Source organism: Actinomadura sp. J1-007 (genome assembly GCF_009793335.1).
GTDB lineage: Bacteria > Actinomycetota > Actinomycetes > Streptosporangiales > Streptosporangiaceae > Spirillospora > Spirillospora yumaensis.
The window spans coordinates 4,847,974-4,863,869 of record NZ_WING01000001.1 but is presented as its reverse complement, the minus strand read 5'-3'; the positions used below and the strand labels follow the sequence as shown (position 1 = coordinate 4,863,869).

At 72.6% G+C, this 15,896-nt stretch carries 13 protein-coding genes and 2 pseudogenes; 11 read left to right on the top strand and 4 right to left on the bottom strand.

Features of this window, described 5'->3' with window-relative positions:
- The first annotated feature begins 13 nt into the window (after positions 1-13).
- Together GEV43_RS22125 and GEV43_RS22120 are read left to right on the top strand one after the other, a co-directional pair.
- Complete coding sequence (locus GEV43_RS22125; protein ID WP_160822305.1) at positions 14-1,297, top strand: helix-turn-helix domain-containing protein; 1,284 nt, start codon at positions 14-16, stop codon at positions 1,295-1,297.
- Between the two features lie 149 nt (positions 1,298-1,446).
- The gene (locus GEV43_RS22120) at positions 1,447-2,094 is read left to right on the top strand and encodes a TetR/AcrR family transcriptional regulator (RefSeq protein WP_160822304.1); all 648 of its coding nucleotides are present in this window, start codon (positions 1,447-1,449) and stop codon (positions 2,092-2,094) included.
- Between the two features lie 28 nt (positions 2,095-2,122).
- On the opposite strand, the gene GEV43_RS22115 is transcribed toward GEV43_RS22120, so the two are convergent.
- The gene (locus GEV43_RS22115) at positions 2,123-2,506 is read right to left on the bottom strand and encodes a nitroreductase family deazaflavin-dependent oxidoreductase (RefSeq protein ID WP_175250110.1); all 384 of its coding nucleotides are present in this window, start codon (positions 2,504-2,506) and stop codon (positions 2,123-2,125) included.
- Positions 2,507-2,617: 111 nt separating this feature from the next.
- Between GEV43_RS22115 and GEV43_RS22110 the strand changes: the two genes are divergently transcribed.
- Positions 2,618-3,208: a TetR/AcrR family transcriptional regulator gene (locus GEV43_RS22110; protein WP_160822303.1), complete on the top strand. Its 591-nt coding sequence runs from the start codon at positions 2,618-2,620 to the stop codon at positions 3,206-3,208.
- A 103-nt stretch (positions 3,209-3,311) separates the two neighbouring features.
- A pseudogene (locus GEV43_RS22105) lies at positions 3,312-4,211 on the top strand (MFS transporter); the annotation flags it as partial.
- 297 nt (positions 4,212-4,508) lie between these two features.
- Here GEV43_RS22105 and GEV43_RS22100 read toward each other — a convergent pair.
- A complete protein-coding gene (locus GEV43_RS22100) occupies positions 4,509-5,987 on the bottom strand; it encodes an NAD(P)/FAD-dependent oxidoreductase (protein ID WP_160822302.1) in 1,479 nt (492 codons plus the stop codon).
- Between the two features lie 119 nt (positions 5,988-6,106).
- Here GEV43_RS22100 and GEV43_RS22095 point away from each other — a divergent pair, with 119 nt between their 5' ends.
- Both GEV43_RS22095 and GEV43_RS22090 read left to right on the top strand, forming a co-directional pair.
- A complete protein-coding gene (locus tag GEV43_RS22095; protein ID WP_160824705.1) occupies positions 6,107-6,694 on the top strand; it encodes a TetR/AcrR family transcriptional regulator in 588 nt (195 codons plus the stop codon).
- A gap of 86 nt (positions 6,695-6,780) precedes the next feature.
- Positions 6,781-8,442: an alkaline phosphatase gene (locus GEV43_RS22090; RefSeq protein WP_160822301.1), complete on the top strand. Its 1,662-nt coding sequence runs from the start codon at positions 6,781-6,783 to the stop codon at positions 8,440-8,442.
- Positions 8,443-8,508: 66 nt separating this feature from the next.
- Here GEV43_RS22090 and GEV43_RS22085 read toward each other — a convergent pair whose 3' ends face one another.
- Entirely contained in the window at positions 8,509-9,201 is a 693-nt protein-coding gene (locus GEV43_RS22085) for a TetR/AcrR family transcriptional regulator (RefSeq protein WP_160822300.1), read from the bottom strand.
- Positions 9,202-9,311: 110 nt separating this feature from the next.
- On the opposite strand from GEV43_RS22085, the gene GEV43_RS22080 reads away from it, so the two are divergent.
- The 3 genes and pseudogenes from GEV43_RS22080 to GEV43_RS22070 all read left to right on the top strand — a co-directional run bounded on the left by GEV43_RS22080 (position 9,312) and on the right by GEV43_RS22070 (position 12,375).
- Entirely contained in the window at positions 9,312-10,418 is a 1,107-nt protein-coding gene (locus GEV43_RS22080) for a ferritin-like domain-containing protein (protein ID WP_160822299.1), read from the top strand.
- Positions 10,419-10,503: 85 nt separating this feature from the next.
- Positions 10,504-11,367, top strand: a complete 864-nt coding sequence (locus GEV43_RS22075; RefSeq protein WP_160822298.1) for an SDR family NAD(P)-dependent oxidoreductase — start codon at positions 10,504-10,506, stop codon at positions 11,365-11,367.
- Positions 11,368-11,506: 139 nt separating this feature from the next.
- Positions 11,507-12,375 (top strand): annotated as a pseudogene (locus GEV43_RS22070) (diiron oxygenase).
- Between the two features lie 400 nt (positions 12,376-12,775).
- Here the strand turns inward: GEV43_RS22070 and GEV43_RS22065 are convergent.
- Positions 12,776-13,570, bottom strand: coding sequence for a hypothetical protein (locus GEV43_RS22065; RefSeq protein WP_160822297.1), 795 nt, complete (start codon positions 13,568-13,570; stop codon positions 12,776-12,778).
- 148 nt (positions 13,571-13,718) lie between these two features.
- Here GEV43_RS22065 and GEV43_RS22060 point away from each other — a divergent pair, with 148 nt between their 5' ends.
- Both GEV43_RS22060 and GEV43_RS55025 read left to right on the top strand, forming a co-directional pair.
- Complete coding sequence (locus GEV43_RS22060) at positions 13,719-14,372, top strand: hypothetical protein (RefSeq protein WP_160822296.1); 654 nt, start codon at positions 13,719-13,721, stop codon at positions 14,370-14,372.
- A gap of 16 nt (positions 14,373-14,388) precedes the next feature.
- A complete protein-coding gene (locus GEV43_RS55025) occupies positions 14,389-15,654 on the top strand; it encodes an RNA ligase family protein (protein WP_309239767.1) in 1,266 nt (421 codons plus the stop codon).
- The last annotated feature ends 242 nt before the right edge of the window (positions 15,655-15,896 follow it).

The following is a 15,896-nucleotide window of genomic DNA, read 5'->3' as shown; positions in this document are numbered from 1 at the left end:
TTATGCGTACCCCATGTCACAGGCATTGGAACTGACCGAGCAGTCCGCGCAGCCGGCGACCGCGGCCGAGGCCCTCGACCGGGGCCCGGCCGCGGACCGGAGCCGGATCCTGCCGTCGGACTTCGCCGCGCTGCTGCGCTCCCAGCTCGCCGACACCACCAACGAGGTCATCGCGGAGATCCGCAGGGCCATCCCCGAGTACAACCGGCCCGAGGACTCGGCGTACGACCAGGTCCTGCGGCTCAGCGCCGACATGCTGTTCACCGGGTTCCTCGACACCATCGCCGACCCCGAGGCGACCACCGCCCAGCGCGACGAGACCTGCCGCGCCCTCGGGCACTTCGAGGCCGTCGAGGGGCGCAGCCTCGACCACCTCCAGGCGGCCTACCGCATCGCGTTCCACATCGCCTGGCGCCGCACCGTCATCATCGCCGAGCGCGAGAACGTCCCGACCGCCGTCGTGTCCGCGACCGTGGACGCCATGCTCGTCTACCTCGACGAGGCGGTCGCGCAAGCCAGGCTCGGCCACCAGCAGGCCGCCGGCCACGCCGACCTGCGCCGCCGCGAGGAGCGCCGCAGGCTCCTGCACCTGATCCTCCAGCAGCCCGCCGTCGTCCCCGAGGCCATCGAGGAGCTCGCCAAGACCGCGTGCTGGTGGCCGCTCCCCGCCGAGGCCACCCTCATCGCCGTGCACCCCGAGGCGCAGTGCACCCGCGCCGCCCTCGACGGCGACGTCCTGGTCGACCTCGACTCGGGCGAGCCGTGCCTGCTCGTCCCCGGGCCGATGAACGCCGCGCGCGAGAGCATGCTGCGCGCCGCCCTCTCCGACGCGTCCTGCGTGCTCGGCCTGACCCTGCCCCTGGAGCGGGCCACGCACTCGCTGCGCTGGGCCCGCCGCGTCCTCGCGCTCGCCGAGGAGGGCATCATCCGCGACGGCTCCCTCATCCCCTGCGAGACGCACCTGATGACGATGTGGCTGCTGTCGGACCCGCCGCTGGTGGAGGAGCTGACGCGGCGGCACCTCGAACCGCTGCGCGACATGTCGGACGGGCACCGGCGCCGCCTCATCGAGACGCTCGCCGAGGCGGTCACGACCCGTTCCACCGCGGTCGAGATCGGCGAACGCCTCAAGATCCACCCGCAGACCGTCCGCTACCGGCTCCGCCAGCTCGAGGGCTACATGGGCGACAGCCTGGACGACCCGGACACGCGCTTCTCCCTCGACGCGACCCTCCGCGCCGCCGCCCTGCGCCGCCGCCGCCATCTCGGCCGCCGCGGCACCCCCGGCGCCGACTGACGCGCCGGGCCGGAGCGGCCCGTCCCGCCGCGGGGGCGGAGCCGCGGAACCGGCGTGCGCGAAGGCGGGGCATACGGAGCACGATGCTGCACGGACCGTTATCCTTACCGTCGGATTGCCGTTTCCTGACGGGAAAGTCGAAGGGGTCCATGCCAACCTCAACGTGGTTCCGGCTCAACGTCGCCAAGCGCGAGCGTGTCCTCCAGGTGGCGATGCGCGAGTTCGGGGAGCACGGGTATTCGACGGGCAGCCTCAACACCATCGCCCGCGAGGCGGGCATCGCCAAGGGCTCGCTGTTCCAGTACTTCAGCGACAAGCTGGAGTTCTTCGCGTTCGTCTGCGACGAGGCGTCGCGCCGCATCCGCGAGGAGATGGAACGGCGCATCGCGGTCCTGGACTTCGACCAGCCCTTCGACGACTGGCTGTTCGACGTGTTCTGCGAGTGGACCGAGTACATGACCGACCACCCGCTCGAACGCTCCGTCACCGCCGCCACCAACTTCGAGCTCGACAACGCCGTGCGGTCGGTCGTGCGCGACACCGCCAATCAGCACTACCTCCAGGTCATCCACCCGACGCTGAAGCTGTGGCGGGAGCGCGGCGACATCCGCGAGGACGCCGACCTCGACGTCCTCGCCACGCTCATGCTCCAGACGCTCCCGTTCCTCGCGCTCTCCCCGTACTACGACGGCCTCGACCCGATCCTCGACCTGCGCGGCCGCACCCCCGCCGAGCAGCGGCCGGTCATCCGCAAGCTCATCGCCGGCTTCCGGCCGATGTTCGCCCCGCACAAGTAGCCCGGTACGCCGCCCGGGGCCGGGCCGGTCAGTCGATGTCGGCCGCCAGGACGTTCACATAGCGGGCCATGTAGCGGACGGGGGCCGGCAGGTCCTCGGCGCTCGCGGCGTCGTCCGCCGTGAGGACGCGCGGGGCGGTGATGCGGTGCGCGCGGCCGAGCCGTTCGACGCCGCCGCGCCCGGCCGCCGTCAGGTTGCGCACCCAGTCGGAGTCCCGCCCGTACGGCAGGCCGATGTAGATCCGGTCGCCGAAGCGGTACGCGGCCACGGGCGTCCGGTACTCGCGGCCGGATCTGCGCCCCTTGTGGACGACCACCGCGAACGGCGGGACGAACGGCGCGTAGATCCGCTGCACGCGGTTGACGACCTTGTTGGCATTGGCGACCGATCTCGGCAGCAGCACTTCCCTCATGCCTCCTCCCTAACAGACCGGGCACGGCGGCGGCGTCCAGGCGCGCCGGGCGGCCGGCGCCGATCGCCACCGTATTGCATCGAACGGTGCAGAACCGGTACGGTCCCGGTCATGGCCCGACCTCGGACGTTCGACGAAGACCGGGTGCTCGACACCGCCATGCGCGCGTTCTGGGCGAACGGCTACGAGGCCACGTCCACCCGGGACCTGTGCGAGGCCGTCGGGCTCGACCGCAGCAGCGTCTACAACGCGTTCACCAGCAAGCGGGAGCTGTTCCTGCGCGCGCTGGCCCGTTATGTCGATCTCACGTCCGCCGACCTGACGCGCGTCCTGGACGACCCGGAGCGGTCCCCGATCGAGCGGATCAGCGCGCTGTTCGACGTGGTCGTGGAGGGCGAGGCCGCGAACCGGCGGGAGGGGTACGGGCCCGGCTGCCTGACGGTCAACACGACCGTGGAGCTGTCGGGGCGCGACCCCGAGGCCGCCCGCATCCTCGAACGCGACCTCGAACGGCGGCTGGAGGCGCTGCGCGCCGTCATCCGGGCGGGCCGGGCCGCGGGCGAGATCACCTCGCCGCGGGACGACGACGGGCTGGCCCGGTTCGTCAACGCGGTGATCGCCGGAATCCGGGTGGCGTCCCAGGGCGGCGCCGGCCCGGCCTCGCTGCGGGCCATCGCCGACTGCGCCCTGGACGCGCTGTGAGCGCCGCCGTGCGGTAACCGCCCCGAAGGCGGCCGGGAGCCGCCCGATCCGAACCGGGCCCGCATCCGCGGGCCTTCTTTCCGCCCCAATTTTACACCGAACGATGCAAAAGGAGCGCCGCATGCCCCGCGCCGTGTACGTCCTGGCCCTCGGCATCTTCGCGATGGTCACCAGCGAGTTCGCCGTCGCCGGGCTGATGCCCGAGATGGCGGAGGGCCTGGACGCGACCGTCCCGCAGATCGGCTACCTCATCACCGCGTTCGCGGTAGCGATGTCGGCCGGTGGGCCCTTCATGGCCGCCGCGGTGCGGAGAGCGGGCCCGAAACGGGCGCTGATGGTCCTGTTCGCGGTCTTCCTGGCGGGGAACGTGCTGGCCGCCTCCGCGCCCTCGTACCCCGTGATGGTGGTCGCGCGAGTGATCACCGGGATCGCCTCGCAGGCGTTCTTCGGCGTCGCGGTGTCGCTGACGGTACGGCTCGCGCGGCCGGAGGCGCGCGGGCGGGCCCTCGCCGTGGTGATGAACGGGCTGATGGTCGGCACGCTGCTCGGCCTGCCGCTGGCGACGCTCATCGGCGAGCGCCTCGGGTGGCGCGCGGCGTTCTGGGCCGTCGGCGGCCTGGCCCTGCTCGCGGCGGCCGCCACGCTGGCCGGCGTGCCGGGGGCGGGGCCCGCCGGCGAGGGCGGCGGGACGTCGGTCAGGGAGGAGCTGCGGGTGTTGGCGCGGCCCCGGATGTGGCTGGTGCTGTCCACGAGCACGCTCATCATCGGGGCGACGTTCTCCGCGTTCAGCTACCTCAACCCGATCCTGACGCGGGTGACCGGGTTCGGGGCGGCCGTCGTGCCGCTGCTGCTGGTCGCCTACGGCGCGGCCACCGTCGCCGGCAACACCGTGGTCGGGCGGCTCGCCGACCGGCGCACGGTGGGCGTCCAGGTGGCCGGGCTCGCGCTGAACGCGGTCTTCCTCGCCGGGTTCGCGCTGTCCGCGGGCGAACGGGTCCCGGCGGTGCTGTTCATGCTGGGGATCGGGTTCGTCGGGGTGACGATGAACCCGGCGATGGGCGTGCGCGTGCAGCGGGCGGGCGGCACGGGCCCGCTGGTCAACACGGTGCACACGTCGTTCATCACGCTCGGCGTGATCATCGGGTCGCTGGTGGGGGGCGTCGCGATCGACGCGTTCGGGCTGCGGGCGCCGCTCTGGCTCGGGCCGGGCTCGCCGTGCTCGGGCTCGCCACGCTCGCGCCCGAACGGGCCCGGCGGCGGGCCGCGCCCGTCCCCGAGCCCGAGTCCGGGCGGGCGGCGCTCACCGCGTGAGGCGGTACTCCTCGGGGCGCGCCTTGCGGGAACCGGCCCAGAACTCGAAGGTGTGGCCGGGCCAGAGCGTGCGGTTGACGCCCTTGTCGTCGAGGTACCAGCTCTGGCAGCCGCCCTCGTTCCAGACGGCCCGGCGCAGCCGCCGCTGCATCCGGTCGTTGAACCGGCGGGACGCCTCGGGCTTCGGCTCGATCGCTTCCGCGCCGCCGTCCTGGACGAGCCGCAGGCAGCTCAGCACGTGCTGGATCTGCGTCTCGACCATGAACACGACGGAGTTGTGGCCGAGGCCGGTGTTCGGGCCGAGCAGCATGAAGTAGTTGGGGAAGCCCGGGATGGTCGTGCCGCGGTGCGCCTCGATGCCGTCCGCCCAGGCGTCCTGGAGCTTGACGCCGCCGCGGCCGGTGATGTGCTGCTCGTTCATCGCGTCGGTGACCTTGAAGCCGGTGCCGTAGATGATGCAGTCGACCTCGATCTCGCGGCCGTCGGCGGTGACGATGGACCGCTCGCGGACCTCGGCCACGCCGGACGTCTCGACGTCCACGTCGGGCCGGGTGAGCGCCGGGTAGTAGTCGTTGGACAGTAGGACGCGCTTGCAGCCGATCGTGTAGTCGGGCGTCACCTTGGCGCGCAGCTCCGGGTCGGGGATCTGCCGCTTGATGTGCCAGCGGGCGAGCCGTTCCATGGGCACCGACAGGCGCGGGTCGATGGTGAAGCCGACCGCGCGCGCCTCCAGCGTCCAGTAGATCCCGGCGCGGAACGCGCGGGCCGCGCCCGGCACCTTCTCGAACGCCTTGCGGACGGGCGCGGGGAAGCGCCGGTCGGGCTTCGGCTGGATCCACGGCGGCGTCCGCTGGAACAGCGTCAGGTGGGCGGTCTTCTTCGCGATCTGCGGGACGAACTGGATCGCGGACGCACCCGTCCCGATGACGGCGACGCGCTTGCCGGCCAGGTCGTACGAGTGGTCCCACTCGGCGGAGTGGAACGCGGTGCCCTGGAAGTTCTCGATGCCGGGCAGGTCCGGGTACGAGGGGATGTGCAGGGCGCCGACGGCGGACACGACGGCCCTCGGCGTGTAGACCGTTCCGTCCGCGAGGGTGACCGTCCAGCGCAGCGCGTCGTCGTCGTACTCGACGGCGTCCACGGCCGCGCCGAAGCGGATGTGGTCGCGGACGCGGTACTTGTCGGCGACGCGTTCGAGGTAGGAGCGGATCTCGGGCTGGGGCGCGAACATGCGCGACCAGCCGGGGTTCAGCTCGAACGAGAACGAGTACATGTGCGAGGGCACGTCGCAGGCGCACCCGGGATAGGTGTTGTCGTGCCACGTCCCGCCGAGGGCCTCGCTCTTCTCCACGATCAGGAAGTCGCGAAAGCCGTTCTTGAGGAGCTGGATCCCCATCCCGAGACCGGCGAAGCCGGAGCCGATGATGACGATGGCGGGGGCGGTGCCGCCGGTGCCGCGCTGGCTCATGACCTGTCCTCTCAGGTGACCTACTCCGAGTAAGTTACCGGGAGTAGGTTACTGGCGGTAGGTCCAGCGGTTAGGCTTGGCCTGTGAGTAGCGCCACAGGGGGGACCGGGCGGCGGCGGATGTCGCGCGCAGAGCGGGAACGGCAGATGCTCGACACGGCCGAGCGCGTCTTCGGCGACAACGGCTACCGCAACACCTCGATGGACGAGATCGCCGAGCGGTGCGGCGTCTCCAAGCCGATGCTGTACGAGTACTTCGGCTCCAAGGACGGGCTGCTGCTGGCCTGCATGGCGCGCTCGAAGGCCGAGCTGCTCGACGTCACCCAGAAGGCCATGGCGGGCGCGACCGACCCGAAGGACATCCTGTGGCGCGGCATGGTCGCCTACTTCGGGTTCGTCGACTCGCACAGCCGCTCGTTCGCGATGCTGCTGACCGAGCCGCTCGCGGGGCCGCCCGAGACCGCCGAGGCGATCGAGGCGACGCGGCGGCAGCAGAGCGCGCTCATCTCCGGCGTGCTCGCCACGTTCGCGCCCGCCGCCCCGCAGGACGCGCTGGAGGCGTTCACCGAGATCATCATGGGCGCGAGCGAGCGGCTGGCGCTGTGGCGGACGCGGCGGCCCGGCACGAGCGTCGAGGACACCGCGCGCTACATGACCGACTTCTGCTGGTCGGGGCTCGGCCCGTACCTCGCCCCGGAAAATGGATGATCTTGACCTCGGCCGTTCATGTCGGTGCTACCCCGCGGCCCGGTCGATGAATGATCATCGGCGCCATCCGATCTTGGAGGCGCCGCATGTCAGGCAAGCATTCCCCGGTGGCCCGGCGACGTTTTCTGGCCGGTGCGGGAGCGGTCACGGCCGGCGGGCTCGCCGGCCCCGTCCTGCTCGACCCGGCCACCGGCGCCCGCGCGGGCGTACGGACGACCGCGGGCGGCGCGCCGCCGCCCGGCGTGTTCACGCTCGGCGTCGCGTCCGGCGAGCCCGCACCTGACGGGTTCGTGCTGTGGACGCGGCTCGCGCCCCGTCCCGTCGCGGGCGGCGGGATGCCGAAGCGCGACGTCCAGGTCGCGTGGGAGGTCGCCGACGACGCGCGGTTCCGGCGGCGGCGTGCGCGCGGCGTCGCGACGGCGCGGCCCGGGCTCGGCCACTCCGTGCACGTCGAGGTGCGCGGGCTCGCGCCCGACCGCGAGTACTTCTACAGGTTCCGGGCCGGACGCCAGGTCTCGCCCGCCGGACGCGCCCGCACGGCGCCCGCCGCCGGGGCGCGCGTGGACGGGCTGCGGTTCGCGTTCGCGTCCTGCCAGAGCTGGCAGGACGGCTACTACTCGGTGTACGACCACCTGGCCGACGAGGACGTCGCGTTCGTGGCGTTCCTCGGCGACTACATCTACGAGTCGAGGCCGTCGAGCGCGGGCGTCCGGCGGCACGAGGGGACCGGCGAGCCGTACACGCTGGAGCAGTACCGCAACCGGTACGGGCAGTACCGGGGCGACGCGCAGCTCCAGGCCGCGCACGCCGCGTTCCCCTGGATCGTCACGCTGGACGACCACGAGGTGGACAACAACTGGGCGGGCCTGATCCCGCAGGACCCGGCCGACCAGTCGGCGAAGGCGTTCCGGGCGCGGCGCAAGGCGGCGTTCCAGGCGTACTACGAGCACATGCCGCTGCGCCGGTCGTCGCTGCCGCGCGGGCTGGACATGCGGCTCTACCGGCGGCTGCGGTTCGGGGGCCTCGCCGCGCTGCACGTGCTGGACACCCGCCAGTACCGCGGCGACCAGCCGTTCAGCGAGGAGGAGGCGAACGACCCGAAGCGCACCATCACCGGCGCCGCGCAGGAGCGCTGGCTGGCGCGCGGGCTCACCGGGTCGGGCGCGCGGTGGAACGTGCTGGCGAACCAGGTGATGGTCGCGCAGAGCGACGAGAAGCCGGGGCCCGAGCGCGGGTTCGGCGACTGGGACCAGTGGGACGGCTACCGGGCGCAGCGGCGCAGGCTGATGGAGCTGTTCGGCTCCGGGCGCGTCGCGAACCCCGTCGTGGTGACCGGCGACCGGCACGCGACGTGGGTGAGCGAGCTCAGGGCCGACTTCGACGACCCCGCGTCGCGCGTGGTCGGCGCCGAGTTCGTCGGCACGTCCGTCACGTCCGGCGGGGACTCCGACCAGGCCGCGTTCCACCGCCGCTGGGACCCGCTCCAGGCCGAGAACCCGCACTGGCGGTACTTCGACGGGCGGCGCGGCTACTTCGTCTGCGACCTCACGTCCGAACGGATGGTCAGCCGCCTGCGCGTCGTGGACACGGTGCGCAGAGCCGAGGGGACGACGGCGCGCACGGCGGCGGAGTTCGTCGTCGAGGCGGGACGGCCCGGCGTGACGGTGGCCTCCCAGGACCCGGCGCGGCCGGCGGTGAAGCACGCGCCCGTCCCCGCCGCGCCCGACAACGACAAGCCGCTGGCGTAGCGTCCGGCCGCCCGAACGCCCGGACGCATCTCGCAGCGTGCGTCCGGGCGGCCGGGGCGGCCGGGCTCACCGGCTCCTGAGCAGGCTCTCCAGCGCGTTGATGAACAGGTCGAGGCCGAACTCGAAGTCGGTCTCGGGGTCGTGGCTGGCGAGCTGCGGCGCGGCGGCGGTGACGTGCGGGAACTCGGCCGGGTCGAGGTCGGCGAGGGCCTCGGCCGGGTCGCGCTCGACGTGGTCGAGCATCTTGACGACGCCGATCTCGCGGAGCTGCGCCCCGAGCGCGTACGCGAGCAGGGCCCGCATGATGCGCACGGACGTCTCGCCGTCGAACCCGGCGGCCTCGGCGAGCGCGAGGGCGCGCTCGGCGGGCCGCAGGCCGACCGGGGTGTCGATCTTGTGGGTGAGGACGACCGTCATGCAGCGCGGGTAGTCGTGGGCGACCTTGCGGAACGCGCGCAGCAGGGCGCGGGCGCGGTCCTGCCAGGGCTCGGCGGGGTCGCCGCCGAGGTCCATCCCGGCGACGACGTGCTCGGCGACGCCTTCGAGCAGGGCGCTCTTATTGGGCACGTGGTTGTAGAGCGACATCACGGCGACGCCCAGCTCGGACGCGACGCGGCGCATCGACAGCGCGTCGGCGCCCTCGCGCTCGATCAGGGCGACCGCGGCGGCGACGATCCGCGCGCGGGTGAGGGCGGGCCGCGGCGCGCCCGCCTCCGGGGCGGCCGTGCCGGCTGTGCCCGAGCTCACATCTTTCGCCATCGATCCCGCCTCTTTCCGCCGTTGACACCCGTAAGTGGCGCGTGACACGGTACGTACATCGTACGTAAGGCGTACATCGTACGTCAGACCGTCCCAGGGGAGGGGTGCCCGTGTCGACCCATGACCTCTACACCGCCGAGGTGGACCCGTCCACCTGGAACGTACCGCTGACCGGCGACGCCCGGTTCACATGGGAGTACGACGACGGCCGCGACCGGCTGCTCGCCCTGTACCAGAAGGGCAAGGACAAGCAGTGGGACTCGGTCAAGCGGATCGACTGGGACCTGGAGGTCGATCCGCACGACGTGCTCGGCGTGCCGGACCAGTCGCTCGCGATCTACGGCACCCGGCACTGGGAGCGGATGAGCGAGCGGGAGCGCGGCGAGCTGCGCATGCACTCCTCGTCGTGGCAGTTCTCCCAGTTCATGCACGGCGAGCAGGGCGCGATGATCACCGCGGCGCGGATCGTGGAGTCGGTGCCCGACCTGGACTCCAAGTTCTACTCGGCGACGCAGACGATGGACGAGGCCCGGCACGTCGAGATCTTCACCCGGTTCCTCCAGGAGAAGGTCGGGATGGTCTACCCGATCAACACCAAGCTCCAGGACCTGCTGGACGAGACGCTCTCCGACGCGCGCTGGGACATGCCCTACCTCGGGATGCAGGTGCTGATCGAGGGGCTCGCGCTCGCCGCGTTCGGCGTCATCCGCGACATCACGACCAAGCCGCTGCCGAAGCAGATCCTCGCCTACGTCATGCAGGACGAGGCGCGGCACGTCGCGTTCGGCCGGATGGCGCTGCGCGACTACTACAAGGAGCTGTCGCCGGGCGAGCTGAAGGAGCGCGAGGAGTTCGTGATCGAGGGCTGCTACCTGATGCGGGACCGCATCCGGGGCCGCGAGATCTGGACGAACTTCGGCATCGACCCCGCCGAGGTCGACGAGATGGTGGAGAACTCCCCGTACATGCGGATGTTCCAGAGCCTGCTGTTCAGCCGCATCGTGCCGTGCGTCAAGGACATCGGGCTGTGGAGCCCGCGCATCCGCGAGACGTTCGACGAGATGGGGGTGCTCGACGCGTCCAAGGGCGACCTCGACGCGCTGATGAGCCAGGACGAGCAGATCGCCGAGAGGCTCGACTCCGAGCGGTTCGCCGCCGAGGAGGCGGACCGCAAGGCGGAGGTGGACGCCGTCATCGCGGCGGAGGCCGCATCATGAGCCCCGCGGCGGAGGCCGCGCCGTGAACGGCGTCGCGGCCCCTTCCTGAGTACGGTTGGATCTCCCCCACGCCCCGGAGGTGTCCATGCCACTCGCGCACTTCGACGGCGCGCTCGCCGTCGTCACCGGAGCCGGCAGCGGTTTCGGCCGGGCCACGACCCTCGCGCTCGCCGAACGCGGCGCGACGGTGATCGCGGCCGACATCGACCTGCCGTCCGCCGAACGCACCGTCGCCCTCGCCAAGACGCTCGGCTCGTCCGGCGCCGCCTACCAGGTGGACGTGGCCGACGCCGCCGCCATGGAGGCGTTCGCCGCCGAGGTCAAGGACGCGCACCGCGTCCCCGACATCGTCGTCAACAACGCCGGGATCGCCGTCACCGGACCGTTCCTCGACACCGGCGTCGCCGACTGGGAGCGGATCCTCGGCGTGAACCTGTGGGGCGTCGTCCACGGGTCGCGGCTGTTCGGCCGGCAGATGGCCGACCGCGTCGCGAACCTGCCCAACAAGCCCGACAAGCCCAACCTCGGCGGCCACATCGTCAACGTCGCGTCGGCCGCCGCCTACTCGCCGTCGCGCACCCTGCCCGCGTACTGCACGACCAAGGCCGCCGTGATGATGCTGAGCGAGTGCCTGCGGGCCGAGCTCGCCGGCTCGCGCATCGGCGTCACCGCCGTCTGCCCCGGCTTCGCCAACACCTCGATCATGAAGAACGCGACGATCGTCGGCGTCGGCGAGGCCGAGCGGGAGGCCCTGCGCGCCCGCGCCGAGAGGGGCCTGCGGATGCGCAACTACCCGCCGGAGAAGGTGGCCGAGCGCATCGTCGACGCCATCGTCAAGAACAAGCCCCTCGTCCCCGTCAACTTCGAAGGGCGCCTGCTGCACGCGCTGTCGCGGGTCTCCCCTTCCTCGCTCCGCCTCCTAGCACGCATCCCGTCGCCGCAAGGCTGACCCGTCGGCGAGAGGAGCCGGCCATGACCTCCTCTGTCCCCCTGAAGGAACGTCCCCCGAGAGGCGTCCCGGCACCTGGACCGCGCGGATCCGGTGCAGGGACGGCGACCACACGCTGGAGCTGACCGACCGGGAGACCGTGGCCGAACGGCTCCTGCGCACGTCCCGCAAGCACTCGTTCGACCCCGACGTGGACGTGGACTGGGACGCCGAGCAGGACCCGGACCGGTTCTACCTCCCCCGCAGCTCCTGTCGATCTACGAGACGCCGCTGTGGGACGGGCTCACGCACCGGCAGCGGGTCGAGCTGTCCAAGCGCGAGATGTGCAGCATCGCCTCGTTCGGCATCTGGTCGGAGATGATGCTGATGCAGTCGCTGGTGATGCACGCCTACCGGCACCGCTACGACAGCGAGCACGTCGCGTACGCGCTGACGGAGATCGCCGACGAGTGCCGGCACTCGGTGATGTTCGGGCGGATGGTGCGGACGTGCGGCTTGCGCACGCACCGGCCGCGGGCGCTGGAGTACCAGGCGGCCAAGCTCGTCGGCGCGGTGTACGACCCGATGCCGATGTTCGCCGGGACGCTGGTCGTGGAGGAGTTCACCGACGCGTTCCAGCGGCTGACGTTCCCCGACGAGGACATCCAGCCGATGATCCGGCAGGTCACCAGGATCCACGTGATCGAGGAGGCCCGGCACATCAAGTACGCGCGCGAGGAGCTGAAGCGGCTCGTCGCGAACGCCTCGCCGCTGCGGCGCCGGGCCGCCGCGCTCGGGCTGGCGCAGCTCACCCGGATGATGGCCGGGCAGGTCGTGCACCCGTCCTGCTACGAGGCCGTCGGGCTCGACCCGAGGCTGGCCCGCCGCGTCGCCGCGCGCAGCCCGCACCGGCGGGCGACGATGACGTGGGCGTTCCGCAAGTGCACGGCGTTCTTCGACGAGGTCGGGTTCCTGGACGGGCGCGCGCGGGACGTGTGGGTGCGGGCCGGGCTGCTCGAAGGGAACTGAAACCCGTTCCATTGTCCGGGTGCCCGGCGTCACATTAAACGATGGCACGATCGGACCATTCGAAGGGGCCTCGCAGGCACCCTCGAAAAGGCGTGCGAATGGTCGGCGGGTGCCCGCGGCATTGGTCCGGCGGCGCGGACGGCGAGGGCCGCGGAGTGAGAGTCCACTCCGCGGCCCGTTCGACGTCAGCGTCAGTGCTCACCTGGGTCGGCTAGACCCAGGACACTCCAACCGGTTGCGCGGTCACGTCGTCGACCTCCTCCTCCCCTGGCGTTCGATCGCGCCGGCCGCCCATGGTCGCTCGGGAGCGCGACCGGCGCCTCCCTCCCCTTTACCGAAACACCCTAGGAGCAATTGACAACGCATATGCGATGATCGGCCGATTCAGGTCAGAAATGATTTAACGCAGGCCCGCGAGCACTTCCGCCGCGACCTCCCGCGCCTTCGCCAGGCACGCCCGCTCGCGTTCGGCGGCGTCGCCCTTGCCCGGCGCCTGCTCGCTGTAGCCGACCGTGACCACCGCGTTGCGGAACCGCGCCGTCGCCTGCCCGACGACGGTCGGCATGCCCTTGTCGGCCTTGAACCACAGGAACGCCTCGTCCCCGAGCCCGGACTCGCCCTCCAGGCTGAGGGTGCGTTCGAGGGTCGCGCCGTGCGCCTGCCGCCACTGGGCGTCGTAGTAGCGCTTGGCGTCCTCGACGGGCGTCCCGGTGTTGCCCGGCGCGTACAGGTGCCCCTCGACGCGCAGCCAGCGGAAGCCGTCGCCGCCCGACGAGAACGTGCACGTCGTCAGCGTCGAGTTGGACTGCTCGGACCGCCGCGCCCCCGGGACGATCCGCTTGATCGTGTCCTGCTTCACCGACGTACACGGGGCGGGCAGCGAACCGAACGGCCGCGCCTGCGGCGGCTTCGGGGACGCGGACGGCTCGGACGACGCGGACGGCTTCCCGGACGGCTCGGACGGCGCGGACGGCTCGCCGGGCGACGCGGCGGGCGGCGCGGCCCTGTCGCGGTCGGGCGTCCGGGACGCCCCGTCCCCGCCGCCGGGCACGAGCAGGAACACCGCGACGGCGGCCACGACGAACGACACCGCCGCGATCACGAGCGCCAGCACGCGCGGCCTGCGGGCGGCCTTCGGCGGCTCCGGGGCCGAGTACACCCGCTGGAACGACTCGGACGAACGCGGAAGGCCCACTCCCCCGCTCCTCACTCCCCTGCCGGGCTTCTGGCGTACCTGGATCTGGACCGGTCCTCGCCTACCCCTCGAAAGGTAATGAGCCCGGCGGCGCCTGACCAGGGCCCCGCCGAGATCGAATGTCGTACCCCATGCCCACAATGGAGGGGTGCTGCTCGCGGAGATCGCCCGGACGTCCGAGACGGTCGCCGGCGCCTCGGCCCGCAAGGCCAAGGTGGCGGCGCTCGCGGGCTGCCTGCGCGACGCCGGCCCCGGCGAGGCCGCCATCGTGGTCGCCTACCTGTCCGGGGAGCTGCCCCAGCGGCAGATCGGCGTCGGCTACGCGGCCCTGCGCGACGCGCCGCCCCCGGCCGCCGAGCCCGCCCTGACGGTCGCCGACGTCGACGCCGCGTTCACCGAGATCGGCGCCGTGGCCGGCAAGGGCTCGGTGGCCCGCAGGCGCGAGCTGGTCGGCGCCCTGTTCGGCCGGGCGACGCGCGCCGAGCAGGGCTTCCTGCTCCGCCTGCTGTCGGGCGAGCTGCGCCAGGGCGCGCTCGACGGCGTGATGGCCGAGGCGATCGCCGCCGCGGCCGACGTCAAGGCCGCCGAGGTACGGCGCGCGGCCATGCTGCGCGGCGCGCTGGGCCCCGTCGCCGTAGCCGCCCTCGCGGACGGCTCCGAGGGCCTCCGTTCGTTCACCCTGGAGGTAGGCCGCCCCATCCGCCCCATGCTCGCCGCCTCCCAACCCTCAGTAGAAGCCGCCTTCACCAAACTGCGCGCCGCCCCCAGAAGCCCACACCCGCAGCCAATGCCAAGGGGCTAAGGACACTAAGGACGCCGTGAATGCGGACGGCGTGGACCGGGCGGACGGCGGGGACCGGGCGGACGGCGCGGACCGGGCCGAGGGCGCGGATCAGGCGGATGGCGCGGACGGCGCCAAGGAAGCTAAGGCCGCAGCGGACGCGGACGGCCCTGACGGCACAGAAGGCACCAAGGCCGCCAAGGCCGGAGACGGCGCTGAGGGCCCTAAGGGCGCGGACGACCCTGAGGGCGCGGGCGGCGCGGACCGGGCGGACAACGGGGACGGCGCGGACCGGGCGGACGGGGCGGACGGGGCCGAGGGCGCTGAAGGTGAGGGCGGCGGTAAGGCGGTCGCGGTCGAGTGGAAGCTCGACGGGATCAGGGCGCAGATCCATGTCCGCGACGGCGAGGTGCGCGTGTTCACCCGAACGCTCGACGAGATCACCTCCCGGCTGCCCGAGGTGGTCGAGGCCGTTCGCGGACTGCCCGTGCGCGAAGCGGTGTTCGACGGCGAGCTGATCGCGCTGCGGCCCGACGGCTCGCCGCACCCGTTCCAGGTCACGGCCGCGCGCACCGCCACCCGTACCCGCGCCCGTGACGGCGCCGAGCCCGTCCCACTGTCGGCGTTCCTGTTCGACGTGCTGCACCTAGACGGCGACGATCTGCTCGACGCGCCCGGCGCCGAACGCGACGCCGCGCTCGCCCGCGCCGTCCCCGAGCGGCTGCGGATGCCGCGCGTCGTCACCGCCGATCCGGCCGAGGCCAAGGCTCTCTTCGACGACGCCGTGGCGCGCGGCCACGAGGGCGTGCTGGTCAAGTCGCTCGACACGCCCTACACGGCCGGACGGCGCGGCGCTGGATGGATCAAGGTGAAGCCCCGGCACACCCTCGACCTGGTCGTTCTCGCCGTCGAATGGGGCCACGGCCGCCGCAGGGGCCTGCTGTCCAACCTGCACCTGGGCGCCCGCGACCCCGAGGGCGGCGGGTTCGTGATGCTCGGCAAGACGTTCAAGGGGCTCACCGACAAGCTGCTCGCCTGGCAGACCGAGGCGCTGCGCGCCATCGCCGTGAGCGAGGACGACTGGACCGTCCGCGTACGGCCCGAGCTGGTGGTCGAGATCGCGTTCGACGGCGTCCAGCGCAGCCCCCGCTACCCCGGCGGCATCGCGCTCCGCTTCGCCCGCGTCCTCCGCTACCGGCCCGACAAGTCAGCCTCCGAGGCCGACACCATCGACACCGTCCGCGCGGTCGCCCCACTCCTGGACGCCCCACCGGACGACCCACCAGACCCCCCACCCACCTGACCGAACCGATCGCCCCGTCCGGACGCCCCGTCTGCCTGACCCGCGCCGATCGCCTCGTTCGGCCGCCCCGCCCGGCTGACGACACGCCCGGACGGCACGCCGGACGGCACGCCCAGGTGCCCTGCGCGGACGCCGCATCCGCTTGACCGAGCCGATCGCCCCGTCCGCCTGACGACACACCCGGACGGCCCGCCGGACGACAAGACCAGGTGCCCTGCCCGGACGCCGCGTCCGGCTGACCG